26 protein-coding genes are annotated in these 26,663 nt (G+C 51.3%); 19 read left to right on the top strand and 7 right to left on the bottom strand.

Going from position 1 to position 26,663, the window contains the following annotated elements:
• The first annotated feature begins 3 nt into the window (after positions 1 to 3).
• The 5 genes from ACO0LD_RS26365 (at position 4) to ACO0LD_RS26345 (ending at position 4,248) form a co-directional block, all read left to right on the top strand.
• Complete coding sequence (locus ACO0LD_RS26365) at positions 4 to 264, top strand: hypothetical protein (protein WP_423011553.1); 261 nt, start codon at positions 4 to 6, stop codon at positions 262 to 264.
• 469 nt (positions 265 to 733) lie between these two features.
• Positions 734 to 1,498: an IclR family transcriptional regulator gene (locus ACO0LD_RS26360; RefSeq protein ID WP_423011551.1), complete on the top strand. Its 765-nt coding sequence runs from the start codon at positions 734 to 736 to the stop codon at positions 1,496 to 1,498.
• Positions 1,499 to 1,512: 14 nt separating this feature from the next.
• Positions 1,513 to 2,328 carry an N-formylglutamate deformylase gene (gene hutG / locus ACO0LD_RS26355; protein WP_423011549.1) on the top strand — a complete coding sequence of 272 codons (816 nt, stop codon included), beginning with the start codon at positions 1,513 to 1,515 and terminating at the stop codon, positions 2,326 to 2,328.
• Positions 2,325 to 3,686, top strand: coding sequence for a formimidoylglutamate deiminase (locus ACO0LD_RS26350; RefSeq protein ID WP_423011547.1), 1,362 nt, complete (start codon positions 2,325 to 2,327; stop codon positions 3,684 to 3,686). Before hutG ends, ACO0LD_RS26350 begins: the two co-directional genes overlap by 4 nt.
• Positions 3,687 to 3,738: 52 nt before the next feature.
• Entirely contained in the window at positions 3,739 to 4,248 is a 510-nt protein-coding gene (locus tag ACO0LD_RS26345) for a DUF2059 domain-containing protein (protein ID WP_423011545.1), read from the top strand.
• Between the two features lie 90 nt (positions 4,249 to 4,338).
• Here the strand turns inward: ACO0LD_RS26345 and ACO0LD_RS26340 are convergent, their stop codons facing one another.
• Entirely contained in the window at positions 4,339 to 5,004 is a 666-nt protein-coding gene (locus ACO0LD_RS26340) for a hypothetical protein (RefSeq protein WP_423011543.1), read from the bottom strand.
• A 19-nt stretch (positions 5,005 to 5,023) separates the two neighbouring features.
• On the bottom strand, positions 5,024 to 6,076 hold the full coding sequence (locus ACO0LD_RS26335) for a 3-deoxy-7-phosphoheptulonate synthase (RefSeq protein WP_423011541.1): 1,053 nt from the start codon (positions 6,074 to 6,076) through the stop codon (positions 5,024 to 5,026).
• 340 nt (positions 6,077 to 6,416) lie between these two features.
• Between ACO0LD_RS26335 and ACO0LD_RS26330 the strand changes: the two genes are divergently transcribed.
• From ACO0LD_RS26330 to ACO0LD_RS26320, 3 genes are all read left to right on the top strand, one after another.
• On the top strand, positions 6,417 to 7,175 hold the full coding sequence (locus ACO0LD_RS26330) for a phytanoyl-CoA dioxygenase family protein (RefSeq protein WP_423011539.1): 759 nt from the start codon (positions 6,417 to 6,419) through the stop codon (positions 7,173 to 7,175).
• Positions 7,176 to 7,243: 68 nt separating this feature from the next.
• Positions 7,244 to 7,786 carry a TlpA family protein disulfide reductase gene (locus ACO0LD_RS26325; RefSeq protein ID WP_423011537.1) on the top strand — a complete coding sequence of 181 codons (543 nt, stop codon included), beginning with the start codon at positions 7,244 to 7,246 and terminating at the stop codon, positions 7,784 to 7,786.
• A 324-nt stretch (positions 7,787 to 8,110) separates the two neighbouring features.
• On the top strand, positions 8,111 to 8,830 hold the full coding sequence (locus ACO0LD_RS26320; protein WP_423011535.1) for a substrate-binding periplasmic protein: 720 nt from the start codon (positions 8,111 to 8,113) through the stop codon (positions 8,828 to 8,830).
• Between the two features lie 4 nt (positions 8,831 to 8,834).
• Here ACO0LD_RS26320 and lysA read toward each other — a convergent pair whose 3' ends face one another.
• On the bottom strand, positions 8,835 to 10,082 hold the full coding sequence (gene lysA, locus ACO0LD_RS26315; RefSeq protein ID WP_423011533.1) for a diaminopimelate decarboxylase: 1,248 nt from the start codon (positions 10,080 to 10,082) through the stop codon (positions 8,835 to 8,837).
• A 145-nt stretch (positions 10,083 to 10,227) separates the two neighbouring features.
• On the opposite strand from lysA, the gene ACO0LD_RS26310 reads away from it, so the two are divergent.
• From ACO0LD_RS26310 to ACO0LD_RS26300, 3 genes are all read left to right on the top strand, one after another.
• Positions 10,228 to 10,686 carry an Lrp/AsnC family transcriptional regulator gene (locus ACO0LD_RS26310; RefSeq protein WP_423011531.1) on the top strand — a complete coding sequence of 153 codons (459 nt, stop codon included), beginning with the start codon at positions 10,228 to 10,230 and terminating at the stop codon, positions 10,684 to 10,686.
• Between the two features lie 10 nt (positions 10,687 to 10,696).
• Positions 10,697 to 11,488: a transporter gene (locus ACO0LD_RS26305; protein ID WP_423011529.1), complete on the top strand. Its 792-nt coding sequence runs from the start codon at positions 10,697 to 10,699 to the stop codon at positions 11,486 to 11,488.
• Positions 11,489 to 11,601: 113 nt separating this feature from the next.
• Positions 11,602 to 12,123, top strand: a complete 522-nt coding sequence (locus ACO0LD_RS26300; RefSeq protein WP_423011527.1) for a TlpA family protein disulfide reductase — start codon at positions 11,602 to 11,604, stop codon at positions 12,121 to 12,123.
• Positions 12,124 to 12,411: 288 nt separating this feature from the next.
• Here ACO0LD_RS26300 and ACO0LD_RS26295 read toward each other — a convergent pair whose 3' ends face one another.
• Positions 12,412 to 12,942, bottom strand: a complete 531-nt coding sequence (locus ACO0LD_RS26295; RefSeq protein ID WP_423011525.1) for an NADPH-dependent FMN reductase — start codon at positions 12,940 to 12,942, stop codon at positions 12,412 to 12,414.
• Between the two features lie 183 nt (positions 12,943 to 13,125).
• Between ACO0LD_RS26295 and ACO0LD_RS26290 the strand changes: the two genes are divergently transcribed.
• The 8 genes from ACO0LD_RS26290 (at position 13,126) to ACO0LD_RS26255 (ending at position 23,223) form a co-directional block, all read left to right on the top strand.
• Positions 13,126 to 13,857 (top strand): flagellar brake protein, encoded by a 732-nt coding sequence (locus ACO0LD_RS26290; RefSeq protein WP_423011523.1) that lies wholly within the window; start codon positions 13,126 to 13,128, stop codon positions 13,855 to 13,857.
• Between the two features lie 169 nt (positions 13,858 to 14,026).
• Positions 14,027 to 14,881, top strand: coding sequence for a helix-turn-helix transcriptional regulator (locus ACO0LD_RS26285; protein WP_423011521.1), 855 nt, complete (start codon positions 14,027 to 14,029; stop codon positions 14,879 to 14,881).
• A 72-nt stretch (positions 14,882 to 14,953) separates the two neighbouring features.
• Positions 14,954 to 16,132: an ABC transporter permease subunit gene (locus ACO0LD_RS26280; RefSeq protein WP_423011519.1), complete on the top strand. Its 1,179-nt coding sequence runs from the start codon at positions 14,954 to 14,956 to the stop codon at positions 16,130 to 16,132.
• A gap of 90 nt (positions 16,133 to 16,222) precedes the next feature.
• Positions 16,223 to 16,618, top strand: a complete 396-nt coding sequence (locus ACO0LD_RS26275; protein WP_423011517.1) for a BlaI/MecI/CopY family transcriptional regulator — start codon at positions 16,223 to 16,225, stop codon at positions 16,616 to 16,618.
• Positions 16,615 to 18,435 carry a M56 family metallopeptidase gene (locus ACO0LD_RS26270; RefSeq protein WP_423011515.1) on the top strand — a complete coding sequence of 607 codons (1,821 nt, stop codon included), beginning with the start codon at positions 16,615 to 16,617 and terminating at the stop codon, positions 18,433 to 18,435. The genes ACO0LD_RS26275 and ACO0LD_RS26270 overlap by 4 nt, the downstream gene beginning before the upstream one ends.
• Before the next feature lie 109 nt (positions 18,436 to 18,544).
• Positions 18,545 to 20,743 carry a TonB-dependent receptor plug domain-containing protein gene (locus tag ACO0LD_RS26265; RefSeq protein ID WP_423011513.1) on the top strand — a complete coding sequence of 733 codons (2,199 nt, stop codon included), beginning with the start codon at positions 18,545 to 18,547 and terminating at the stop codon, positions 20,741 to 20,743.
• Positions 20,744 to 20,816: 73 nt separating this feature from the next.
• Positions 20,817 to 21,977: a class C beta-lactamase gene (gene ampC / locus ACO0LD_RS26260; protein ID WP_423011511.1), complete on the top strand. Its 1,161-nt coding sequence runs from the start codon at positions 20,817 to 20,819 to the stop codon at positions 21,975 to 21,977.
• Between the two features lie 547 nt (positions 21,978 to 22,524).
• A complete protein-coding gene (locus tag ACO0LD_RS26255) occupies positions 22,525 to 23,223 on the top strand; it encodes a DUF3334 family protein (RefSeq protein WP_423011509.1) in 699 nt (232 codons plus the stop codon).
• 84 nt (positions 23,224 to 23,307) lie between these two features.
• On the opposite strand, the gene ACO0LD_RS26250 is transcribed toward ACO0LD_RS26255, so the two are convergent.
• The 3 genes from ACO0LD_RS26250 to ACO0LD_RS26240 all read right to left on the bottom strand — a co-directional run bounded on the left by ACO0LD_RS26250 (position 23,308) and on the right by ACO0LD_RS26240 (position 26,626).
• Positions 23,308 to 24,432, bottom strand: coding sequence for a beta-ketoacyl-ACP synthase III (locus tag ACO0LD_RS26250; RefSeq protein WP_423011507.1), 1,125 nt, complete (start codon positions 24,430 to 24,432; stop codon positions 23,308 to 23,310).
• 191 nt (positions 24,433 to 24,623) lie between these two features.
• The gene (fghA, locus tag ACO0LD_RS26245) at positions 24,624 to 25,520 is read right to left on the bottom strand and encodes an S-formylglutathione hydrolase (RefSeq protein ID WP_423011505.1); all 897 of its coding nucleotides are present in this window, start codon (positions 25,518 to 25,520) and stop codon (positions 24,624 to 24,626) included.
• Positions 25,520 to 26,626 carry an S-(hydroxymethyl)glutathione dehydrogenase/class III alcohol dehydrogenase gene (locus tag ACO0LD_RS26240; RefSeq protein WP_423011503.1) on the bottom strand — a complete coding sequence of 369 codons (1,107 nt, stop codon included), beginning with the start codon at positions 26,624 to 26,626 and terminating at the stop codon, positions 25,520 to 25,522. The genes fghA and ACO0LD_RS26240 overlap by 1 nt, the downstream gene beginning before the upstream one ends.
• Positions 26,627 to 26,663 lie beyond the last annotated feature (37 nt).

Genomic DNA, 26,663 nt, shown 5'->3' with positions numbered 1-26,663 from the left:
GGCATGAGCAATCTTGAGACGCTGACGATATACTGCCTGTGCACAATGTGTGCGATAAACATCTACGTCAGTTACTGTATCTTGCGTAGCGATTATTATGGGGTCATGCAAAAAATTGCCCAATTTCTCTTGATCTGGTTACTCCCTGTGCTGGGTAGTCTGTTTTGTTATTCGCTGGCCAAGCCATCTACGGGGCGCAAAATCAGTGTAAGTGAGGATGCCCCTGAATATCCTGGGGTTGGTTTGCAGGGTCTGGATCACTAAGAAGCTGTTTATAACGAATAAAAGCATCTAACAAGAGCTTGGTTCTCCTTACTGAAAACTCTGCTACCCTTATAAATATGGATATTCTCTTGCTTGTAACCGTCTGCATAGTGAGCCTTTTACTGGCTCTGAACTTGTACATCAGTTTTTTGGTCGTGAAGAGTGACTTTTACGAGCCTGCTCAAAAGTATGCACAATATGCGCTGATCTGGCTGCTCCCGGTTATCGGAGCGATAGCTTGTTATCTGTTTGTACAGCCTACCTTAGGGACTAACAGTAAGCATATTGCTTGTGATTATGATAATGATGTCGCATTCGTCACTGGGGACGATGGTTATGCCGGTCCACAGCACCACGATTAATTTTTAAATAAAAATAAGCAGTAATTCTCATTGCATGAGAATTTGCAGTTGATGTTTCCCGCCTTAATGCTAGCATGAGTATATACAAATTTATGTGCTAGCTCTCTATGGCTGCTCTTCACCAAATAGACATTCCTCAAAGCGAACGGGTTTTACAAGTCCTGGCCTGCATCGCCCGCCATGGCGAAGCACTATCTGCGCGTGAACTGGTAGAGCAAACCGGCTTGCCACTTAGCACCCTGTACCGCCAGCTCGCACCGCTCAAGAAATGGGGCCTGGTGCAGGAACATGCGCAGACTGGCTTATATGAACCAGGCCCGCTGGCGGTGCAGCTGGCGCGTGGCTTTGACCAGCATTCCTGGCTTATGAGTGCAGCGCGCGATGAGCTCGCAGACCTGGTACAAAAGTCAGGTGAAAGTGTGGGCTTGCTGGCCTATGTAAATGGGCAGGTGGTATGCCTGGACATGCAGGAAAGCCAGCAAGCCCTGCGCTGTTCCTTTGCCAAAGGTCGCGCCAGTTCCAGCGTGCGCGGTGCGTCGGCCAAGGCTTTGCTGGCGTATTTGCCGCCAGCTTTGCAAGACGATTTGCTGGCACAGAATTTTTTGGAAAATGCGCCATTACCAAATCAGCCACTGCAAGACTTGCAAACCCAGTTGCACAGCATACGAGAACAAAGATATGCCACCAGTGAGAATGAAGTTGACCTTGGCATCTGGGGTGTCAGCGCCCCTGTGTTTTCTGGCCGAGACAAGCTGGAAGCGACCTTGTCTTTGATGGCACCGGCGCAGCGCATACAGCAACGCAAGCAAGAACTCATCAACATGACCCTGGCTGCAGCCGACAGGCTGAGCCGCAAATTACAATATCCATAAATACGGGAGACACCATGACTGCGTATCACTTTCAACAAGGCAGCCTGCCCCTGCTGATTTCCATGCCGCATGTGGGCACCAGCATACCGGACGATATCGCTGCCCAGATGCTGCCAGTCGCGCAAGAAAAGACCGATACCGACTGGCATTTGCGCAGCCTCTACAATATGGCAGCAGAGCTGGGCGCATCCACCATCGCAGCTGAATATTCGCGCTATGTGATAGACCTGAACCGTTCTTCCGACAATGCCAACCTGTATCCCGGGCAAGATACGACCGGTCTGTGCCCGGTCGATACCTTTGCCAAACAGCCGCTGTATGCAACCGAGAATCTGCCGACAGAAGCCGAAGTGCAACGCCGCATCGCCACTTACTGGCTACCCTATCACCAGCAATTGCAGCAAGAGCTGGAACGTCTGTTGAGCCTGCATGGCAGCGTCATCTTGTGGGATGCACATTCCATCGCATCCGAAGTGCCTCGTTTTTTTGATGGCAAATTGCCAGACCTGAACTTTGGCACTGCTGATCAAAAGTCCTGTGATGCAGGCATGCAGACAGCTATCGCAAACAGCCTGCAGAATTCGACTCACACATCTGCCTATACCCATATTTTCAATGGCCGTTTCAAGGGTGGTTTCATCACCCGTAATTACGGCCAGCCTTCACGCAATATCCATGCAATACAACTGGAGATGAGCCAGTGCATCTACATGAACGAATCTGCACCGTATGAATACCGGCCTGACCTGGCGGTGCAGGTACAGCCTTTGCTGAAGCAATTGCTGCAAGCCTGCCTGGACTGGAACAAGACGCAAGGGAGTGTCGCATGAGCAGTTTGTTTGCCCATCATGCTTTGCTGCCCCAAGGCTGGACCAGCAATGTACGCCTGCACTGGAATGAGGGCGGTGACCTGAGTCAGATCGAGCAGGATGCCGTTTTGCAGGCACATGAAAACCAGGCACAATTTGTCGTGCCCGGTATCACCAATCTGCATTCGCATGCCTTCCAGCGCGCCATGGCTGGCATGACAGAAATGGCAGGCGAGGGCAAGGACAGCTTCTGGACCTGGCGCGATCTTATGTACCGCTATGCACTGCATATCACGCCTGAGCAAATCCAGGCCATCGCTGCACAACTATATGCTGAATGCCTGCGCCATGGCTATACCGCAGTCTGTGAATTCCATTACCTCCACCGCAATCAGGACGGCAGTTTTTATGCACGCCCAGCCGAGATGGCAGAACGCGTCATCGCTGCTGCAGAGCAGACCGGCATGGGTATCAGTATGCTGCCCGTTTTGTACAGTTACGCCGATTTTGGCGAACAGGCTTTACGCCATGACCAGCGCCGTTTCTCCACCAATGTGGCAGAGATCATGCAATTGATAGAGGCACTGGAAGGCAAGCGCAGTGACCAGGTTGAAGTCGGCGTGGCCCCACATTCATTGCGTGCTGCCAGCATCAACCAGATACGTGAACTGGTAGCTGCACTTCCCGCAACGCGCCCCATCCATATCCATATCGCTGAACAACAAAAAGAAGTTGATGCCTGCATCGCTTACTCAGGCAAACGCCCGGTAGAACTCTTGCTCGATAGCGGTTTGGTGAACGAACGCTGGTGCCTGGTACATGCCACCCATTTGAAAAAGGCAGAAGTGCAGGGCATGGCTGCCAGTGGCGCAGTAGCTGGTATTTGCACGACCACGGAAGGCAATCTCGGTGATGGTTTTTTTGATCTGCCAGATTACATCGCAGCCAATGGCCGCTTTGGTATCGGCAGTGACAGCCATGTGTCACAAAGCCCGGTAGAAGAATTGCGCTGGCTGGAATATGGCCAGCGCCTGCGCCTGCAAGGCCGCAATATTGCCAGCGTTACTGGGCAGCGCAAGGTCGGTGATTTCTTATATCAGGCCGCTTTGCAAGGTGGTGCGCAAGCCAGCGGACGCAAACTGGGGCAACTTGCTACCGGTTATCGCGCTGATATCGTGGTACTTGATGAGCAGCATCCAAACCTGGCAGGTATCAGTAGTGCTGATGTACTCAATACCTGGATCTTTGCGGGTAATGATAATCTGGTGCGTGACGTCTATGTGGGCGGAAAGAAAATAGTGCAGGCAGGCCAGCACAAAAATCAGACAGAAATACAGCTTTCCTATGTAACTTGCATGCGCCAACTGAGGCAATTGTGATGCCTCGCCATTACAATGACAGGCTCATCAATTGAATAGCCAAGGTGTGTCCATGTTTAAAACCAGCCTGTCACTGATTGCCTCCAGTCTGCTCTGCAGCATATACGTATCAGCTTATGCTGCCGACAATATCACTAGTCCCAAGACTGAGGCAACACGCGTCATCAAGGCCAGTGGTATTGTCCGGATGGTCAAGGCGACTAACCAGCCAGCAAAATTTGCTTGCGTAGACAAGGCATGGAAAAAATCTGAAGTGGAAGTGCAGGGACTGTTAGCCACCAACTTCACTGGTGAGGAATTGCATACCATCGCTGATTTTTATGAAACACCTCTGGGTGCCAAATACATCACCGCCATAGAGACCCAGGTCTATAACCGCAATCATCCAGCACAGGCGAAAACTATCGCTAATTTCAGTGATGCCGAACAGCTTGAGCTCAAGCAATTTTATGAAACCCCGGCTGGTAAAAAATACTTGAGCAGCCCTGAAGCACAAATCATTACAGACGCGACGATTAAGGCTGGTTTTGATATTGCCCTGGCTTGCTTTAAACCAAAATGAATTACTGTTGAAGTTCTGGCCAGATATAAAAATGGATGCATGTATTGCATCCATTGAGCAGTTTAATATGTAATTTGATGAACCGTTTAATCACATGCCAGGCCGGAAACGGCCAATGCCCTGGTTATCAAGGAGTTGCGTCAGACTGCGTTTTGCCGTGCCTATGTTGTTTAATTTCCAGGACCATTTCGTTTGTATTTTTTGTTCTTGAAGTTTCTCCTGGACATGCCTCAAGTAGTAAGCCTCATCCTCGTTACTGACAAGCTTGGTATCAGATAGCAAGGCATCGACTACTTTCTCGTTATGTACAAAAAATTCTGGTTTTTTGTTGAGCCAGATATTTTGGAAAAGCGCATCCAGCAATAATCTTTTGCGTGTATGCGGATCTTCGCTCTGGTCTGCCAGATAATTCGCCAGGCAGGATTGTGCATGTAGAAAAGTTTTGTACTCTTGGTTTCTTTTCCATAAGAAAAAACAGACGGCACTTGTGATGAGAGCCACGATAAACATCGCGGCCCCTAAAAACATGAAGCTACCAAGAATGCTCAGCACTATTCCTATCAATTTGAATTTTGCAAAGTAAATCCTCGGCTGGTAACCCAGCTTATCTGCAACCGTGCCTATGACAAGAAATAATGTGGCTACACTGGCGTACCGGATTGGATATTCCGCATTTGGAAATACTAAAGTGATCAAGAAATAAATACCGCCAATGATAGCCCCGGCGATCATGCCTTCCATATTGATAATCAGCATAAGTTTTTTCCAGACCTGGTTAGCCGCGCAATCTCACCGCAGCATCCCGCAACATCTTCTCCGTCGTTTCCCAATCCACGCAGGCATCAGTCACCGAACAACCGTATTTGAGTTGCGACAAATCTTCAGGGATAGGCTGGTTACCGGCAATGATGTTGGATTCGATCATGACGCCAACGATATCCTTGTTGCCATTGGCAATCTGGTTGACGACATCGGCCATGACCAGCGGTTGCAATTCTGGTTTTTTGTAGCTGTTGGCATGTGAGCAGTCGACCACGATATTGGGTGGCAGCTTGGCCTTGGCCAGGGCTTGCTGGGCCATGGCGACCGACACGGTGTCGTAATTAGGGCGGTCACCACCACCACGCAAGACCACGTGGCCATATTGATTGCCGCTGGTGCGTACGATGGAGACACGGCCCTGGCCATTCAAACCCAGGAAAGAATGCGGATGTGATGCCGACAAGATTGCATTGATGGCGATGCTGATATCGCCATCCGTACCATTCTTGAAACCGACAGGCGTAGACAAACCGGACGACATTTCGCGATGGGTCTGGGATTCAGTAGTGCGGGCACCAATCGCCGTCCAGGCAATCAGGTCACCCAGGTATTGTGGTGAAATCGGGTCCAGCGCTTCGGTTCCGGTCGGCAGACCGAGTTCACAGACATCCAGCAAAAACTGGCGGGCTTTTTCCATGCCCTCGTCAACACGGAAAGAATCATCCATGTACGGATCATTGATATAACCCTTCCAGCCCGTGGTTGTGCGTGGTTTTTCAAAGTAGACGCGCATGACCAGCAACATCACATCCTTGACTTCTTCCTGCAGGGCTTTCAGGCGACGGGCATAATCCAGCCCGGCAACCGGGTCGTGGATGGAGCAGGGACCAACCACGACGAACAGGCGCTTGTCCTTGCGCTCCAGTATGCTGCGCAGGCTTTCGCGGCTTTGCTCAACGACATCGCCTGCCAGATCGCTCAAAGGCAGGCGCGCATGCAATTCTTCAGGGGTGGGCATGTTCTCGAAAGAACTGACGTTGATGTTTTCCAGTATGGTGTGTGTCATGTCTAGTAAGTGGCTTTTGCGTTAGTTTATTGCGTTAAGGAATCTCTGATTAGGTGTAGCGAGCGGCGTTAGTTTGGGTTAAGAAGCGCTTCGTAAGATAGTACGGCGAGCATCGCAGGCCCCAAATAGCGTCGCGCAGTAACTTAATTAGAGGTTCCTTAAATTTGGCCTACATTATCACCTATTACGGGATTTTAATTGTGACGCCCTAATCACAATCGCGCTTAAATTGCCTTGATCTGTTCTGATCACCTGAAGAGAATTCACCTAAAATCAAGAGTGCGCCATTTTAGTGCGTCACGAACGATGCACAGCAATGGTATTTTGCTCACTGAAGATAATGACCATGTTAAGTACTGCGCAACAACAAGAATTTGCCAGCCAGGGGTTTCTGGTATTGCGGCACCAGGCCAGCGCGGCCTATTGTGAAGAAGTGATTGCCTATTGCGAACAACAACTGGCGGGGCAGGTGCAACCCATAGAATATGAGGCAGATATCCGCTACCCTGGCGCGCCTGCTTCACGCGACGCCGAGGGTGGCCTGACGGCCAGACGCTTATTGCAAGCGTATGCGCGTGACCCGCGTCTGGCGCAATGGGCGACCGGGCCAGCATTGGCAGCACCTTTATTGCAATTACTGGGTGATGGTGCCTTGCTGTCACAGTCGCATCACAATTGCATCATGAGCAAGCAGCCGCAATACTCAACGGCCACAGGCTGGCACAGGGATAGCCGTTACTGGAATTTCCAGCGGGCAGAACTGATCTCTTCGTGGCTGGCATTGCGCAATGAAACACTGGGAAATGGCTGCCTCCTGGTGATACCCGGCTCCCACAAAATCGATATTGATGTTGCCCAACTGGACGAAGCCCAGTTCTTGCGCACTGACCTGGAACAGAACCAGGCTTTACTGGCACACGCCCAGCCTGTGCCTTTGCAGCAGGGCGATGTCTTACTATTCCATAGCAATCTCTTTCATGCTGCGGGCAAGAACCTGACTGCGGCGACCAAGTTTTCCATGGTGTTTACTTACAGGGCGGCAGATAATCCGCCACGACCTGGTACACGTTCTGCGGCTTTTGCTGAAATTGCCATATAAGCGCAGGCAGACAGCTTCAATCTGCACTATGCTGTAAGGCATCTTGCAGACAGAAGTGGAGTACTACCATGCTCAGTATGTCAAAGTCTCTGGTTGCGGCTGTTATTGTCGCCTCCAGCTTCAGTACCCAATTCGCCTTGGCTGCCAGCAAGGATGTTTTTCCTGCTCAACCCGCCTTGACAGGCACCATGTTGAACGGCAAACCCTATAAGCTGGACACAAGTAAAGGCGAAGTCATACTGGTAACCTTCTGGGCGACCTGGTGCCCAACCTGCCAGGCTGAAATGCCCACTTTCCGCAAGTTTTATGAAGCCAATAAAAAGTCAGGCTTTGAACTTGTTACCGTCAGTATCGACGATGCCATGAGCGATATTGATGACTATGCCAAACAGGCAAAATGGCTCAGCAAGGACAATCAGGGTTTCCCTTCACTGTGGCGCAATGCCTCTGATTATCAGGATAATTTTGGCAAGGTGTTTGCAACGCCGACGGTTTTTCTCATAGGTCGTGATGGCAAGGTCATCGAGTCCTTCAAGGGTGGCATCAAAGCTGCGCAATGGAAGCATATCAAGGCCGTCATTCAAAAACACGCTGGTCCGGCTAAAAGCTGAGGCCAATCCTGCTGCTTATAGGTATTACAGCGGGCATCACAGTGGGCATGACTGCATTTTTATTGTAATAATTTCTTGCTAATCTTGCTGCGTTGCCATATTGACGTTACTATCTGATAAGTTTCTTTAATGGGAAACGAATTAGTTGTGTCGCTTGTCTGTTTTACTCTCCCAAACGATCTCATATCCCAGGCCAATAGCCATGCATATGCTTGACCGGCACAGCTTGTGAGAGTTTTGTATGAAAGGTCCTGGTGACGTCACATGCACTTGTACAACCCTCTTCCTGCTTTGCGGCTGACATTATTTGCGCTGGCATATGGCATGAGTGCGCAGACAATATATGCCAAGGAAGTGGTGATACTGACACCTGACCCCATAGACCAGCGCGGCCAGCCTTTCCCCTTGAAACTGGCAGATAAACTATTTGAGTTTATTGAACGGGAAGGGAATTTGCAGATACAACAGCAGCGTAGCCCCTGGCCACGCGCATTGCAGGCAGCAGAAAATGGTGAGGGCGTTTTATACGGCGTCAGCAAGACTAAAGAGAGGGAAAAAATCTTCCACTTTTCCCTGCCCATACAATCAAAGTACATGTTCCTGGTCACCAGAAGCGATGCCCAGTTTCGCTTCAACACCATGGCTGACCTCAAGGGCAAGACCATAGGTATCCCACGCGGCTTTAGCTATGGTGACCGCTTCGATGCCATGAAGGACAATCTCTTCAAGGTTGAAGTCGATAATTACGCCCCTTTGTCGCGCATCTATAAACTCTTGTTCCGGCGCATGGATGCTGGCTTGTTTGGTGCTGTGAACAAAGACCCGCGTTTTCTCGAAAACAGGTTGCAGGCTTTGCGGGACGAAAACGAAGGCAACAGTTCACCTTTTGCTGACGTGCGCCTGACGGTCTTGCCCAAGCCGCTGCTGATAGATACCATTCATTTTGCGGTAAGGGCAGACAAGGATGACGGCATCATAGACAAACTAAATGTCGCCATCCTCAAGGCAAGAAAAGCAGGACTTCTCGAAGAGCTTCGTCAATAAAAGCTTAGACGTTTTCCAGCGCAATCAATTCCTGCACAGTCTGGCGACGGCGGATTTGTTTTATCTGCTCACCATCCACCAGAATCTCAGGTATCAGCGGGCGGGAATTATAGTTCGACGACATGCTGGCACCATAAGCACCGGCATCATGGAAGACGAACAGGTCACCGATCTCGCAAGCTGGCAAATCCTGGGTGGTGACCACGCCGCCATCTTCTTGCGTGAACACGTCGCCAGATTCACACAAAGGCCCGGCTACCACGGTAGGGCGCAAGGCCGTGGTACGCGCCGTGCCATCCGCCGTATGACATGTAATGCGGTGGAAGCTGCCATACATGGACGGGCGCACCAGGTCATTAAAGCCAGCATCAACCAGCGCAAAGAAATTGCTGCCCACCTGTTTTTGCGCACGCAATTCAGAAATCAAAATACCAGATTGTGCCACCAGGAAACGCCCAGGTTCTATCTCCATGCTGATCTTGTGACCCAGCAGGGTTTCGATTTCTTTCCTGGCCTTGTCCCATATTTCAAAATAATGCGCAGTATCGACCGCAGGCTCGTCGCCACGGTAAGGGATGGACAAGCCGCCACCTATGGAAATCGCCTGCAAGTCACGCTTGCAGATTTTCACCTGTTCTATCATGGCATCGCAAACGCTTTGCAAATGGTCATAATCAACACCCGAACCGATATGCATGTGCAGACCCACCAGCGTCAAACCATACTGATCAATGATGGCCAATGCGTTTTGCAATTCTTCATGCCAGATACCATGCTTGCTTTGCTCGCCCCCGGTATTGGTCTTGCGGCTGTGGCCATGACCAAAGCCAGGGTTGATGCGCAACCACACTGCATGACCAGGATGAGCTTGCCCCAGCTGCTCCAGCATTTGTGGTGAGCCGCAATTGACCGGGATATTCAGTTCCACCACGCGCTTCAAGGTCGCACGGTCCAGTAAATCGGCAGTGAACACGATAGGCGCATGGCCGCCATGTTCAGCCTGGCTGGCATAACCTGCGGCCAGCGCACGTTCCACTTCACCCAGTGAGACAGAATCCACCATCACGCCCTCTTCACGCATCAGGCGCAGCAAATGGATATTGCTGGATGCCTTCTGGGCAAAGCGGATCACATCAAATTGACGCAGACGGGCTATTTGCGCTCTTATAATGGAGGCGTCATAGGCCCAGCACGGTGTGTCGAATTCGTTGGCAATATGGGCAAGCTGGGTGGCAGTAATAGTCGTCGTCATGGCAATTTTTCCAGGGAATTCTAAGGTTTGGTGTAAGCTCTACAGTAACTCTACTTTAGCAAGTGCAATCCAAGGTTTGAATGGGATTCCATAGGGAATTACCTGATCGGACAAGGATTTGATTGGAAATCTACGCAAAATGCTTATGAATCATAAACTCGACCAGTTTGATCAAAAAATCCTGCAATTATTGCAACAAGATGCGCGCATGTCGCATGCTGAAGTTGGCCGCCAGGTGCATTTGAGCCAGCCTGCTGTGTCAGAGCGCATCAAGCGTCTCGAAGCTGCCCAGGTGATACGTGCCTACCGTGCTGATATTAATCCCAAGGCTCTGGGTTATCAAATCACCGCCATGATCAGGCTGTCTACCCAGCAAGGGCGGCCCTACGCACAATATGTGGCCAACTGCCCTGAAATTATTGATTGCTATACTGTGACAGGTGAAGACGGTGCAGTGATGCGCGTGCTGGCGACCGATGTAGAACATTTACAGCGTATCATTAATGAATTGAATGCTTTTGGCTCGACTTCGACAGCGATAGTGCTGACTACCCATGTCGCTGGCAAAGCCATCACTGCTCCTGCTATGCTGATCACAGAATGAAAGGAAAACCATGTCCAGAATATCCCGCTTGAATTTAGTCGCACTGGCTGCACTGACCTCCCTCACATGCCTGGCCGGCCAGTCCGCCTATGCTGCCGATGAAGAAGTAGATGCCATCACTCCTTATCGTCCATCGGTATCGAATTCTGCGCAACTTCCTGTCGCCGGGCAAGTGGAACTGGAAATGGGCATCAACACCATTAAAACCGGGCCAGCGCAGCGCCAGAGCTTGCCTTATCTGTTCAAGCTGGCTTTTTCCAAGGAATGGGGAGTCTTGCTCGGTGGTGAAGTGCATATCATCAATGACGATGGTGCAGGCCAGCGTGACCGCGGCTTTGGCGATACCTCGCTGACCATCAAGCGGGCGTTTGTCATCAGTGACGATACCGCTTTTGGCCTGGAATTCGGCAATAAATTTCCCACGGCCAAAGATACATTGGGATCGGGCAAATCAGACTGGACTTTGAATAGCATTGTCAGTCAGGACCTGGGCAAGGTCCACGCGGACCTGAACCTGAATATGACACACCTGGGGTTTGCAGAAGAGTCCACTTCGCACTGGCAAAGCGGTTTGTCGGCTTCGTTTTCTACCGAGATTCATGACAAATTGGGCCTGACTGCAGAATGGGCGGGTTGGCACCGTGCGGGCACTAAAAACCAGGGGCAGGCGCTGATAGCCCTGACTTACAGCCCCAACAAGCGGCTTACACTCGATGCCGGCATGACCAAGGGCCTGACCAGCAATTCCCAGGACCGCTCCTGGTTTGCCGGTGTCGTTGTGCCTGTCGCCAAGCTTTGGTAAAAGCAGAGCCCCGCTGTTGATGTAGCTGTGATAGCGCAAAACCTGATTTTGACTTAGGCCGTATAATGCGCTCTGGTATTATTTATTGATTTGTTTCTTGCTCTGGAAAAACCATGCTGGCGCCTTCTTCACCGCGTAAATTCGCCATATTTTCAGTCATTGCCGCAATGGCGCTGATTGCTTTGGCGGTCGCTTTTTTTGTGACTTACAAGGCGAAAACACCTATGCCAGATGTCAGTTTCACCAATCTCAAAGGTGAAAAAATATCTACGCAAAGCCTGCGCGGCAAGGTGGTCATGGTGAACTTCTGGGCAACATCCTGCACGACTTGCGTGGCAGAGATGCCCAAGATGATAGAGACTTACAATAAGTATAATAAGCAAGGCCTGGAGTTTGTAGCTGTCGCCATGAGTTATGACGCACCCAACTACGTGATCAATTATGCCGAAACCCGCAAATTGCCTTTCCATGTCTCCCTTGATCCCCAAGGCAAGCTGGCCCAGTCATTTGGCGATGTCAAACTGACGCCAACGACCTATGTCATCGACAAGCAAGGCAATATCCTCAAACGCTATGTCGGTGAACCATCGTTCACTGAATTGCATACCCTGCTTGAACACGCTTTAGCTGCTTAGAACTCATTTCATAAATAGAGTGAGATGCGTTTGTCTCATAACGTGGGCTGGCCAATGGTAAAACTATGGACGAGGCAGTCAATAGCTTTGCCTATTGACAACGAGTCCAACGTAGTCCAGCGCACGTTATGAGACAAACCCTCCGGGAACTGACGATTTGGGCGCATTGCAGCGTGCAGTTTGTTACCCCGCTCTCGCTAAGGCACCAGCCTTAGCTTCGCGTCACGCCTTGCACTGCATCCCAAATCGTCTTGTTCGCACTCATCCTATTTATGAAATGAGTTCTAATCAGCTTTGACCAGTTTGCCACTCCGTTCTGGCAGCAACCAACGCAGTTTTTAAAATTCCCGCTATTTCAGGATGGCTGAGCATGCCGTCCTCGTCCAGTTTCGCGCCTATGACTGGTACTTTTACCGATGCTGTCTCCAGTATCCTGGCCGACATGACACTCAATATTTCCCGCAATGCTGCATCTGCATGGGTGGCTCTGGGTGAGGCGTTCAACACTACGACAGGTTTGTAGACAAACACATCGCTGCTGACTGTCCAGTCCAGCGCATTCTTGATGACCCCTGTTATGCCATGCGCATATTCCGGGCTGGCAATCAGTATCACATCGGCGGCAGCGATCTGTTGTTTCAAGTTCACGACGCTGGCAGGGGGCGTTAAATCCAGGTCTGGATTAAACAAGGGCAGCGTTGCCATGCCATCATAGGTCAGAATGTCAATATCCGGCGGTGCCAGGCGTATCAGTGCACGTATCAGCATGGCATTGAGAGAGGCAGCGCGCAGGCTGCCGCAGATGGCGAGTATTTTCATTGATTATTTTGAATATGGATGGCATAGCAGGCATTATGCGACAAACAAGACGGCTCTGTTGCAGGGGCCGCTGAGCCAAAAAAGCAACTGATGTTTCAAATCATGGCATTTAGCTATATCATTTTATTGACCCGTAGTAATAAGCAGTCTATTTTCAAGAAAAATAAATAAAAAGGTAAATGGATGTCTGCATCATTAAGCAATGACGAAATAGAAGATAAATTTTTCCTGCTGGGGCAGAGAGAAATTCTGGGCATTTTGAATGAGCTGTCCCACAGACGCGAGCCAGTTACGGTCTACTTTAATGAGGGCCGTGAATTTATCGTCACCCTGATACTCTCAGCCAGGGATGATGGCCTGGTTTTTGATATAGGCGGCGATGCCCGCGCCAACAAGTTGCTGGAAAAAGCCAGCTCCTGTGTTTTTCTGGGCCGGCCGGATGGCATACGCGTGCAATTCACCGGGCTGAACCCTGAACGCTTCACCTGGGGTGGCCAGGATGCTTTTTGGGTACCTATCCCACCGCGTGTGGTGCGCATGCAGCGCCGTGAGTATTTCCGCAATGAATTGCCTATCGTCGACCCGCTCAAGGTCAGGCTCTACGATGATAAAGGCGAGACCCTGGCTTACTGGCCCATCTTTGATTTATGCGTGGGTGGCTTGAGTGTGCAAGTGTCTGGCCCACCAGAAATCAAGGTGCAGGACCGCATTGCCAAATTGCATATCGTGCTTGGTATACGCAATGTGGTGCGCTGCGAAGGCATAGTGCGCCATGTCACCCAGATAGAAAAAAGCCGGCAGGGCAAATACCGCATAGGCATCAGTTTTCAAAAACTGCCGCATGAAATGGATGTGGCCATACAGCGGCATATCAACCAGCTTGAATATGAACGGCGCAAGTTGCTGCCTAAGTAACTAAGTAAGCAAGGATATTGCGTAGCTGTGCTGAGTATCTGGAACGCATCTCATCCTATTGATGAAACGAGTTCTAATCTTCCAGAATGCCGTATTATCAAATTAAAATTTGTGAACAATCAGCTTATCGTGTCAGTGTCGATTAACCTGGACTTAAACTGATACTACTATGGCACTGGTACTGCGCACCCTTTTCCAAAGCGAGCTCTTGTCCATACGGCATGGCGTGGCACGCCCCTCGCCTGAAGATACAAAAGAGCTGGAGTGTGAAACTGCTGACCTGGTATTGTTGCCCATCGCCGGTGTGCTGGCCAAACATGATGGTCCCAGACAGCATGTAATTGCGAATGCCAATCATGCGATTTTTCTGGGTACAGGTCAGCCTTACCGCATTAGTTTTCCCGGTGATATAGGCGATGAAGCTTTGGTCCTGGATTTCTCAAAAGAAGCACTCATGCAAATGCTGGTCGATGCTGCCGGTGTGCAGCAACTATATGCTCCCATGCTCAGGTCGCACAGCCTGCTGCCACCTGCCAGCGTACTGAACCGCGAACTCTTGTGGCGGCATCTGCATGAGCCTGTCGTCGATCAACTGGCAGTGCAGGAAATCAGTGTTTCCGTGCTGACGGCATCGGTGCAGGCTGCTTGCAGGGACCGTCAGCAACTTGATCGCGCCACACCTACGCAGACACAGGGACGCAGGCGCCAACAAGTCGAGACCGTCAAAGAACTGATCTCGCTTTATCCCCAACAGGATTGGGCGCTCGATGAGCTGGCCCGCCATGTGCATACCTCTCCCTTTCACCTGGCAAGAGTATTCAAGGAAGAAGTTGGCCTGCCTGTGCATCGCTACCTGATACGCACCCGGCTGGCCAGAGCCTTGCGCACCATGCAAGCGAGCTGTGCAGACCTGACCCAGATTGCCCATGCATGCGGCTTTGCCAGCCATAGTCACTTTACATCCAGCTTCCGGTCTGTATTCGGCATGACGCCTACGCAATCCCGGCAGCGTGGCATGATTTGAGCAAGATCATGATAGCGGTTTGCATAGCGGGTGTTTAAGATAGCTGGAAGTGTAAACTTCCAGGCAAGGCATATGTCCCACTACTTTGATACCAGAGCCAACCCGCATCAGGCATATCCCATACTGGCATTGCTGATCACGATGATGCTGGTTTTTCCCTTCATTGCCATGCAATATGGCAATGCCTGGGTGCGTATCATGGATTTTGCCTTGCTCTACATCATGCTGGCGCTGGGCTTGAATATCGTTGTGGGTTTTGCCGGCTTGCTTGATCTGGGTTACATCGCTTTTTATGCCCTGGGCGCGTATATGACAGCCTTGCTGGCGTCGCCGCAGTTTGCCGTCTTGCTGGAATCTGTGGTCAACAATTTTCCCTTGCTGGGTAATGCCCTGTTATGGTTGTGTGGACCAGGGATAGCCGAGCATGGCATACATCTGTCGGTATGGTTTATCGTCCCTCTTGGGGCAATGCTGGCAGCAGCACTGGGGGCATTGCTCGGAGCACCCACCTTGAAGTTACGCGGTGATTACCTGGCCGTCGTCACTCTCGGCTTTGGTGAAATCGTGCGCATATTCATCGTCAACCTGAATGCGCCTATCAATATCACCGATGGCCCCAAGGGCATCAATATGATAGACCACATCCGCATCTTCGGCGTCTCACTGGGTGGGGAACCAGGATCACAGGCGACCGTGTATTTTGCTGGTTTTTCCATGCCATCCGTGAATGCCTATTACTTTCTTTTTTTAAGCCTGTGTGCCAGCATCATCTTCGTGACCGTGCGCCTGCATGATTCGCGCCTGGGACGTGCCTTTGTCGCCATCCGTGAAGATGAAATTGCCGCCGTTGCCATGGGCATCAATACCCGCAATATCAAATTACTTGCCTTTGCCATGGGGGCATCCTTCGGTGGCGTGGCTGGTGCCATGTTTGCCTCGTTCCAGGGCTTTGTCTCGCCAGAATCATTTTCATTGAATGAATCGATTACCGTCCTGTCCATGGTGATACTGGGTGGCATAGGGCATATACCCGGCGTCATACTAGGTGCAGTGCTGTTGGCACTTCTGCCAGAAGTATTGCGTTATCTGGTGCCACCGTTGCAGCAGCAATTGTTTGGCCACATGCTGATAGAGCCAGAAGTCTTGCGCCAATTGCTTCTGGGTCTGACCATGGTCATCGTCATGTTGAAACGCCCGGCAGGTTTGTGGCCAGCACCCCGGCATGAAGATCGCGTGCTGCCTCAAGGCTGAACGAGTATTTATATAAACTAGAAAAAAAGTTCTAGACAAAAGTTTCTAGAACATTTATTCTGCATCCATTGTTTAATCTGGATGCAGAATATGTCTTCCTCTGTTGCAAAATCATCTATTCCCAAGCCCACGGCTTCTGAGCTGAATTTGCTCAAAGTGTTGTGGCAACATGGCCCCATGAGTGCCAAGCAATTGCATGAAACCATACAGGACGAACGTCCGGACCTGGCCTATGCCACGGTCTTGCGTCATCTGCAAATCATGCACGGCAAGGGCATTTTGACGCGCGATGAAAGCCAGCGCTCACATGTGTATGCACCTTCGCAAGAGCAGGATTCGCTGCAAACCAATTTGCTCAAGGACATGATACAAAAAGTCTTTGCCGGTTCTGGCAAGGCTCTGGTGCTGGCTGCCTTGCGCGGCCATGTCACCGATAAAGAACGTGATGAAATCGAACAGATCATGCAGGATGAGAAAAAATCATGATGCCCGCTGCCACATTCACAGAATATACGCTCACCGAATTGCTGGGCTGGCCCCTGCTGCATTTTGTCTGGCAGGGTGCATTGATCGCCAGCGTCTGCGCCATCCTGCTGGCCGTGACCCGCAATGCCCGTCCGCAATTACGTTATGTGCTGGCCTGCGTCGCAATGCTGGCTTGCCTGCTGTGGCCTGCGCTAGGCATACTGCAGCAATGGCAAGACCCGCAAACCATCAACTTGGAAACAGCCATACAACTTGCCAGCAAGGCCAGCATCTCGCTGGACCTGGTCTGGGTCAGGCAGAGCCTGCTTGCAGCACAGATAGAGGCCTGGTTGCCGCTGGTGGTCAGCCTGTGGAGCATGGGCGTGCTGTTGATGCTGATGCGTCTGGCTTTGGGCTTGCTGTGGGTCTATCGGCTTGGCCAGCATGGCAATGATATCGCTGTCCTGACGCAGCAATGGCAGGCACGTACCAATCAACTGGCCTATCAATTTTCCATACGCCGCCAGGTGCAGGTCAAGTTCCAAAAAGACTTGTTAAGCCCGATCACTTATGGCTGCATCAAACCTGTCGTGGTCATGCCCGCATCCTTGCTGACTGGCATGGCACCCGACATGATAGAGGCCTTGCTGGCACATGAACTGGCCCACATCAAGCGCTGGGATTATATTGTCAACCTCTTGCAAAACCTGGTCTTGTCGCTGCTGTTTTATCACCCTGCAGTGTGGTGGATTTCCAAACGCATTGATGCTGAAAGAGAATTGATTGCCGACGACATGGCAGCCGCCATGCTTGGCCAGACCCGCCCATTGGCCCGTGCCCTGCAAGTGCTGGATAAATTGCAGATCGCCGCAATGCCGCAAGCTGCGATGGCAGCTAACGGTGGCGACCTGCTGTCACGCATCAAGCGCCTGGTGCGCCCTGATACACAGCCATGGCATTGGAAGATGGCAGCACCCGTGCTGGGTATCGCGGCGGCCTTGCTGCTGGTATTGCAAACCCAGGTGAATGCTGCACCAGATCCATCATTGCAAGTTGCTGTCACAAAAGCAGAGCCTGCAACGCACATCAGCGCCTATGTCAAAACCAGTTCAGAACATGTGCTGGTGGTGGATGAACAAAGCGGCAAAGTCTTGCTGGAAAAAAATGCTGACACCATCGTACCCATCGCATCCATCAGCAAACTGATGACCGCCATGGTGACGCTGGATGCAAAGCTGGATAAAGATGAAGCCATCACCATCACCAAAGAAGATGTCGCGGGCTGGCATACCAACCAGGTCAAATTGCAACCGGGAGCTGTCTTGTCGCGCCAAAATCTGCTGGAACTGACACTGATACCATCCAGCAATGCAGCTGCCAAAGCCCTGGCCAGAACCTACCCCGGTGGCAAACCCGCTTTTGTTGCCGCCTTGCAGAGCAAGACCGCCAGCCTGGGTTTGCAAGCTACGCATCTGGAAGAAGCTGCCGGTATCTCCCCCAATAACCGTTCCACCGCCAGAGATGTCGCACGCCTGGTCAAGATCGCCGCCAGTTATCCAGAATTGCGCAGCCTTGCCAGCCGCAGCGAAGGCCAGTACACGGTAGCCGGGCAGACCTACGACTACCAAAGCACCAACAGTCTGACCGCCAGCAAGGACTGGGACATCAGTCTCTCAAAAACAGGCTACTCAAAAATCGCTGGCCGCTGCCTGACCATGCGCACCACCATCGCAGGCAAACCTGTCATCATGGTCTTGCTGAATGCAAAAAACAGCGATGTGCGTACTGACGATGTCATGCACATACGTACTGCACTCGAAGCTGCAAAAACTAGCTAAGCAGGCTAAACAGACTTCCCATTTAACGCACTCAACACCTGACTGTCCTGCGCCCTGAACGGCGCAAGGACCAGTCACGCCCTTCAACCTGTCGAAGAAAGAAAACACCATGCTTTTTAAGCAGACCTCAACACGTCTGTCCACCATTGCCCTGAGCGTTCTGGCGCTGTTCGCCAGTAAACCGGTATTGGCACAACAACTGGCACAACCAACACCGCAGCAAGTAGAAATCAGCGGAAAATCGCAAGCTGTTCGCGACCGGCAGGACGATGTCGGCATGCGCAGTGTGTATGGCCGTGAAGACATAGAAAAATACGGCGACACCAATCTCAGCGAAATATTAAAGCGCCTGCCCGGCATCAGCGTCACGGAGAGTAAAGGCAAGGGCGCAGAGATACGCATGCGCGGTCTCGGCAATGGCTATACGCAGATATTGCTCAATGGCCAGACTACCCCGGTAGGTTTCACCATAGACAGCATCGCCCCAGACTTGATAGAAAAAATAGAAGTCATGCGCGTGGCCAGTGCTGATGTCAGTGCCCAGAGCATTGCCGGTACCATCAATGTCATCCTCAAGAAAAAAAGCAGCAACCAGTCTACAGAAATCAAAACCAACACCAGCCTCCAGGCCGGGCGCTTGTCGGGCAATTTGTCGTGGAGCATGGGCGACCAGTTATCGCTCAACAAGGCTGATATTTCATACGTGCTGGCAGGTACGTTTGAAAGCAATGCCAACCAAGTCAATACAATTGCCGCAGAAAGCTACGCCACCCGCGCAGGCGCAAATGACACATGGCAAACACAAGCCGACAGGCAACTCCAACAAGGCCAGCAAAACCGCCGCGATGTGGCCAGCCTGTCGCCGCGCCTGAACTGGAAAATCGATGCACAAAACAGCCTGAGCTGGCAAGGCAATCTGAATCTCTCCAGACTGGAAAACGCCAAACAAGAAAAAGAAACGACCTATGTTGGTAATAGCACAGAGTTCCCGGATAATCATTCCATCTGGGCCGCACACATATTCACCTCCCGCAATGACCTTAGCTGGGAACGCCGCCTCGCCGACAGCGCCAAGCTGACCATGAATTTTGGCTGGAACAGTTTTGACAGATCCGCCAAATTCCACTTCTGGGGCAAGGACAATACGGGGGCATTGAGCGTACACCGCTATGTCACCGGTGATGCCGATGAAAATGAATATCGCTTCAACGGCAAATACCTGGCACCGTATTCAGAATCACATGTGCTCAGCCTGGGCTGGGAAGCCAGCCGGGCATTACGGCATGAAAACCGCAATGAACAGGAGCTCGCTCTCCTTACGGGCATCGCTGATGACAGCATACATTATTACCAGGCTGGTCTGCAAAAACTGGCTGTCTACCTACAGGACGAATGGACCATCAACAGCGCCTGGTCTGCTTATCTGGGTTTGCGCATGGAGCGTATCAGTAGCAATAGCAAAGAAGCGGGTGAATTTGATTTTTCAAATAAATCCACCATGCTGAGCCCGATACTGCAAAGCGTCTGGAAGCTCGATGCGCAAAGGCAATGGCGCATGGCGCTCAACCGCAGCTTCAAACTGCCCACTGTCGCCAACCTGGTGCCGCGTCTGTTTCGCATCGACAACAATAACACTCCCTTGAATGCTGACTTTCAGGGCAATCCCAACTTGCGGCCAGAACGCGCCTGGGGTATGGAACTGGCTTATGAGCATTACCTGACAGAGAGCAGCGTCATCAGCGCCAACGCCTATTGGCGACGCATAGACGATGTCATGCTGGAGCAACTCGCGCAGCAAGGCACTACCTGGGTCGCCAGCCTTGCCAACAATGGCCGCGCCAGAATTCTCGGTTTGGAAATCGAGGCCAAGCTAGACTTGCAACAACTGGCCGCCAGCATGCCCGCCATAGAAGTACACGGTAACCTCAACCGCAACTGGTCGCGCGTAGAACAAGTACCAGGCCCCGACAACCGTCTGGCTCAGCAAACGGGTTTGCTTGTCAGCGCCGGGGCTGACTACCAGATTGATCCCGCCTGGCGCATGGGCGCAGACTATAGCTATCAAGCCGCCAATAATGTACGCGAATCAGCTTACCTGACAGGGCATAGCAGCCCCAGACGTCACCTCGATATTTACCTGGCCTGGAAACAAAACAAACAAAGCCAGTTACGTTTTTCTGTCGCCAATGTTTTGCAGCAAGACAAGACAGACAGTGGTAGCTATACCAACGCACTATCGCGCTGGACAGATATCAACCAGCAGCAAACCGCAAGAATCTGGAGGCTGGTTTGGGAATTGAAATTGTGATTTTCCCTGGCAGAACTCACTCATCAAAAAAACAATTTGGACGCAACAACTTGACGAACTTTAGGAGCATTAAATGAAATCACTAGCCCTGCAATATTTACGAATCAGCATCCTGTCTATCACTGCCACATTCAGCCTGACAGCCATGAGCGCCGAAGTGGGCGCTGTTAAACATATCGCTGATGAAGCCATACTCCCGGTCATGAAAACCCATGCCATCCCCGGCATGGCCATCGGTATTTTTGTCGATGGCAAGCAATATGTATTCAATTATGGATTCGCTTCCAAGTCAGAAAAAACACCAGTCACCGATACCACCCTGTTTGAGATAGGCTCAATCAGCAAGACCTTTATCGCCACCATGACGACCCTGGCACAGGGCAGGGGGAAACTGGCGCTGACTGACAAGGTCGCTGATCACCTTCCCAACTTGAAAGGCTCAAGCTTTGGAGAAACATCCTTGCTAAGCCTGGGCACGCACACCACGGGTGGTTTGCCACAGCAGGTTCCAGATGAAGTGACAAATGACGAACAACTGAACACCTATTTAAAAAACTGGAAACCTGAGCATCCAGAGGGGCAATACCGGACATACAGCAATATCAGCATAGGTCTGCTTGGCATCATCACAGCCCGGAGCTTGCAGCAGCCTTTTGCCACCATCATGCAAGAACAGATCTTTCCCACCTTTGGTATGAAAAATAGTTACATCGCGGTGCCGGACAGCAAACGGGCAGATTATGCACAAGGCTACAAAAAAGACGACACCCCAGTCCGCCTGCGTGAAGATGTGCTATCCACAGAAGCCTACGGCGTCAAAACCACCGCCAACGACCTGGTGCAATTCATCAAGGCAAACATAGGCGAGATGAAGCTGACACCTGAGTATGCCCTCGCCCTGAAGAATACCCACACCGGTTATTTCAAAGCTGACGGCATGACCCAAAGCCTGGTCTGGGAACTATATCCCTACCCGACAGACATAGCCGCAGTCATCGAAGGCTCTTCAACTCACATGGCCATTGATGCCACACCCGTAGAAAAAATCACACCACCGATGATCCCAGGTAAAAAAGTTTTCATCCACAAGACAGGCGCTACCAGTGGCTTTGGCGCATACATTGCTTTTGTGCCTGAAAAGAAAATAGGGATAGTTATCCTTGCCAATAAAAATTATCCAAACAAGGCGCGCATTGAGACTGCGCAGCAAATTTTGAGGCGGTTGGGGATGTGAAACGTTCCACAGACTTGATAAATCAATTTTCTGGACAAAAATACGGATATCAATTCTTGGCACTTTGGTAAGCATCAAAGATTCATGAGGCAAAAGCCGCTAAATGCGGTCTTTTGCCTTTACCAATGAAGATGCTCATAATATTGCGGCTTGCTCTGAGTACGATCGTCAATGCTTGCAAATTAGCAACACCCGTCAAGCGCGCTCCTAATCGAACGGCCACAAATCACCCCCATTGCATGAAACATGTAGACGGGGCGCTATCGCTTCAGTATTCTTTCATTATTCCAACAGACTTTGCGCCTGTTCAATAGGGGGATGTGCCTGGCTGGTTTTGGGTATGTCTTGTAGTCCATAGTGGGAGTATGCTGTTAATTGCTATTCCAGATAAGTTTCGTATTGCCGTTACCAATGTTGGGGCGGGAATGCTGTGTCTCTATCTTGCCAGGATGTTGAGTGTGACCGCAGACTTGCGGTGCTTAGTGTTCATTGGGGTTCATTGGGCAGGGTGGATTGATTTTTCATGTAATAAATTCGGGAGTTGGTCATGGCCACAGAAGAAACTAGCGTTGTGTATGGTACAGAGGACTTGTTGACCAGTTTGTGTAATTCGGTGATACGGGTGCTGAACGTCGCCACAAACAGCAAGGTCCATTATTCTGCCATGGTGCAGCGCATCACAAAGATAGGTTTGAAGCCGGATATCGGTTGCTTCGTGCTGTTTGATGGTGGCTTTTCTGGTCTGGTGGTGTTGAATTTTGACGGCGATACAGCGCTGGAAATCTATGAGAAGTACATGCTCAACATGGGCATGCCCAAGTCTGAGCTGGCGACTTCGTTTACTTCAGATGAGGTGGCGAATATTCTGGGTGAGTTGATGAACCAGATCGTTGGTGATTTTACCGGCAAGGTACGCCGCGAATTGCAAACCAATATTACCCAGAACCAGCCCAAGATGCTGGTGCTGACCAAGCAAGTCATGCTGAGCGTGGATACGCCGCTGGACAGGCCGGAATTACGCCGTGTGTCTTTCTTCACCGAGAAAAATAATATTTTCTATCTTGAGCTGGCGATAGACAGAACTGAATTCATTAAATTGCATGATTTTGAAACGCACGAAGTTTCTGATCCTGATGCCCTGCTCCATATGCAGCAAGCTGCCGATCAGAACGCCGCTGGGGCAGCAGCTTCTGCAGCCGATGATGATGACGAAAACTCTGAATTGCTGAAGTCTTTGGGGATGTAAGACATCTGTATCAGTCTTATGTGCTGATCAGTAAAACAAAAGGCCGCATTGCGGCCTTTTCCTATTACTGGGCGAAATTGAAATTTAGCCCAGCTTTTTCACCACCACGCAGCCTATAGAATAACCCGCTCCAAATGAGCAGATCACGCCTATATTGCCAGTTTCCAGGTCATCCTGGTATTTGTGGAAGGCAATGATGGAGCCAGCCGATGAAGTATTGGCGTAAGTGTCCAGAATGGTTGGTGATTCTTCTGGTGATGCATCACGGCCCAGTATCAAACGGGCGATGAGCAAATTCATATTCAGGTTAGCCTGGTGCAGCCAGTAGCGCTTGACATCAGGGATGGCGATGTCGGCAGCCTGTACTGTAGCTGTAATGACAGATGCAGCCATGGGGCAGACATCCTTGAATACTTTGCGGCCTTGCTGGCGGAACAGTTTGTCTGGCTTGCCTATGCCGCTTTCATCAGCGCGGTTCAGGAAACCGAAGTTATTGCGGATGTTGTTCGAGAACTGTGTCTTGAGCCTGAGGCCGACGATTTCAAACTGGTGTTTGGATGTCGCCAGGTCTGCGCGTTCTACGATGATGGCAGTACAGGCATCACCAAAAATAAAATGGCTGTCGCGGTCGCGCCAGTTCAGGTGGCCGCTGGTAATCTCAGGGTTGACGACTAACACTGCACGCGCCTGGCCGCTTTGTATGGCAGTGACAGCGGCCTGTATGCCAAAGGTGGCAGACGAGCAGGCGACGTTGATGTCGTAGCCATAGCCGTCTATGCCGAGTGCATTCTGGATTTCCACCGCCATGGCAGGGTAGCCACGTTGCATATTGCTGGCAGCGCAAATGACGGCGTCGATATCGGCAGCGCTGCGGCCTGCACGTTCCAGCGCCTGGTTGGCAGCTGCTACGGCCATTTCACACATGATGGATGGCTCTTCATCGCTGCGTTCCGGGATGTGCGGCACCATGCGGTTGATGTCGAGCACGCCTTCTTTGTTCATGACAAAGCGGGATTTGATGCCGGATGCTTTTTCGATGAAGGCAACGCTGGATTCTTCCAGTGCGACTACTTCACCACTGGCGATGGCCGCCGCGTTTTGTACATTGTGTTGCTGGACATAAGCATTGAAACTGGCGATCAGTTCTTCATTGGAAATGGACTGGGAAGGCGTGTACAGGCCGGTGCCGCTGATGACTACTTTACTCATCTCTTGCTTTCTGGTTATGTCGTTCTGAAGTATGCGCAAAAACGCGCGACGAAGTCGCTCGATTTTACACAATAAAGATGACAGTTAAACGAGAAACGCACAGAAATAGAGTGCTTGTTCCAGTTTGGTGCGACTGGAACAAGCAGCCTTGGAGCCGTTTTTGCTGCGTTTTGAAGCGCTAATGAGAGGTATCAGGCATTCAATTGCTGTTTGTGGTGCAGCAAATGGTCTTCAATGAAGGTATTGATGAAGTAGTAACCATGATCGTATTCAGGCTGATAGCGCAATGTCAGTGCTTGCCCGACTGCAGTACAAGCCTGAGCAAATTTCTCAGGATGCAATTGTTCAGCCAAAAATTTGTCGGCAAATCCCTGGTCGATCAAAATGCCTTTGGGGAAGGGTGGCTGGCTCTGCTTTTGCATGAGTGCTGTGGCGTCATACCCGGCCCAGGTATTTTGATCAGGTCCCAGGTAGCCGGTGAAGGCTTTTTGGCCCCAGGGGCACTGGCTTGGTGCTGCAACAGGGGCGAAGGCTGATACGCTGCTGAATAGCTCTGGATGGCGCAAGGCTAGTACCAGTGCGCCATGGCCACCCATGGAATGCCCCATGATGCCGACGCGCGACTTGTCCATGGGCAGGCTGGCAAGCAGCATGGGCAGCAGTTCAGCGACGATGTAGCTGTGCATGCGGTAGTGCTTGCTCCAGGGCGCTTGCGTTGCATCCAGGTAAAAACCGGCAGCCACACCAAAATCCCAATTATCGCTGTCGCCGGGGATGTTGGCATTGCGCGGGCTGGTATCTGGAGTGATGAGGATGATGCCTTCGCGTGCAGCAATGGCTTGCGCACCTGCCTTGATCATGAAGGTTTCTTCGGTGCAGGTCAGGCCAGCCAGATAAAAGACTGCCGGGCAGGTTTCGCCTGCCATGGCCTGTGGTGGCAGGTAGACTGAAAACCGCATGGGCAAGCCTATCTCGGCAGATTCGTGCTGATAAAAGCGTTGCACGCCGCCATGGCAGGCGTGCTGGCTCAGCAATGTCACTTCTTCTGCGTCGTCTGCTGCATCATCGTTGGATTCGCGCTGCGTCATCAGAACAACACCACCGAACGTATTGATTCACCGCTCTTCATGAGATCGAAACCTTCATTGATGCGTTCCAGCGGCAGGCGGTGGGTGATCAGGTCATCGATATTGAGTTTGCCTTCCATATACCAGTCGACGATTTTTGGCACGTCGGTACGGCCACGTGCGCCGCCAAAGGCCGAGCCTTTCCATTCGCGGCCAGTGACGAGCTGGAAGGGGCGGGTAGAGATTTCTGCACCGGCCTCAGCGACACCAATGATGATGGATTTGCCCCAGCCCTTGTGGCAGCATTCCAGCGCCTGACGCATGACCTTGGTATTGCCTATGCACTCGAAAGAATAATCTGCGCCACCATCGGTCAACTGGATGATGTGGTCAACTACGTTTTCTACTTGTGTAGGGTTGATGAAATGGGTCATGCCGAATTTGCGTGCCATGCTCTCACGCGCAGGGTTCAGGTCTACACCAATGATCTTGTCAGCGCCTACCATCTTGGCAGCCTGTATGACGTTGAGGCCTATGCCGCCGAGACCAAACACCACGACATTTGCACCAGCCTCAACCTTGGCCGTGAAAACCACGGCACCAACGCCAGTAGTGACGCCACAACCGATGTAGCAAATCTTGTCGAAAGGCGCATCTTCACGTACCTTGGCGACGGCGATTTCTGGCACCACGATGTAATTGGAAAAAGTCGATGTACCCATGTAATGGAACAGCGGCTTGCCGTCCAGCGAAAAACGCGATGTTGCATCCGGCATCAGGCCACGGCCCTGGGTGGAGCGTATTGCCTGGCAAAGATTGGTTTTGCGTGACAGACAGAATTTGCACTGGCGGCATTCTGGTGTATACAGCGGGATCACATGATCGCCTTTGCGTACACTGGTGACACCAGGGCCGGTATCGACGATAACGCCAGCACCTTCATGACCGAGGATGGCCGGGAACAGGCCTTCAGGATCAGCACCAGAGAGTGTGTAATAGTCGGTATGGCAAATGCCGGTGGCCTTGACTTCGATCAGTACTTCGCCAGCTTGAGGGCCTTGCAGCTCAACTTCTTCTATTGTCAGCGGTGCTCCGGCTTTCCAGGCGATGGCGGCTTTGGTTTTCATGGCTATCCTTTAAATGGTGGTCTTGTCTTGCACTAAG

This window comes from Undibacterium sp. Ji83W, assembly GCF_049340385.1.
GTDB lineage: Bacteria > Pseudomonadota > Gammaproteobacteria > Burkholderiales > Burkholderiaceae_D > Undibacterium.
Note: the sequence above shows the minus strand (reverse complement) of the source record. Positions and strands in the feature narration are given on the sequence as shown.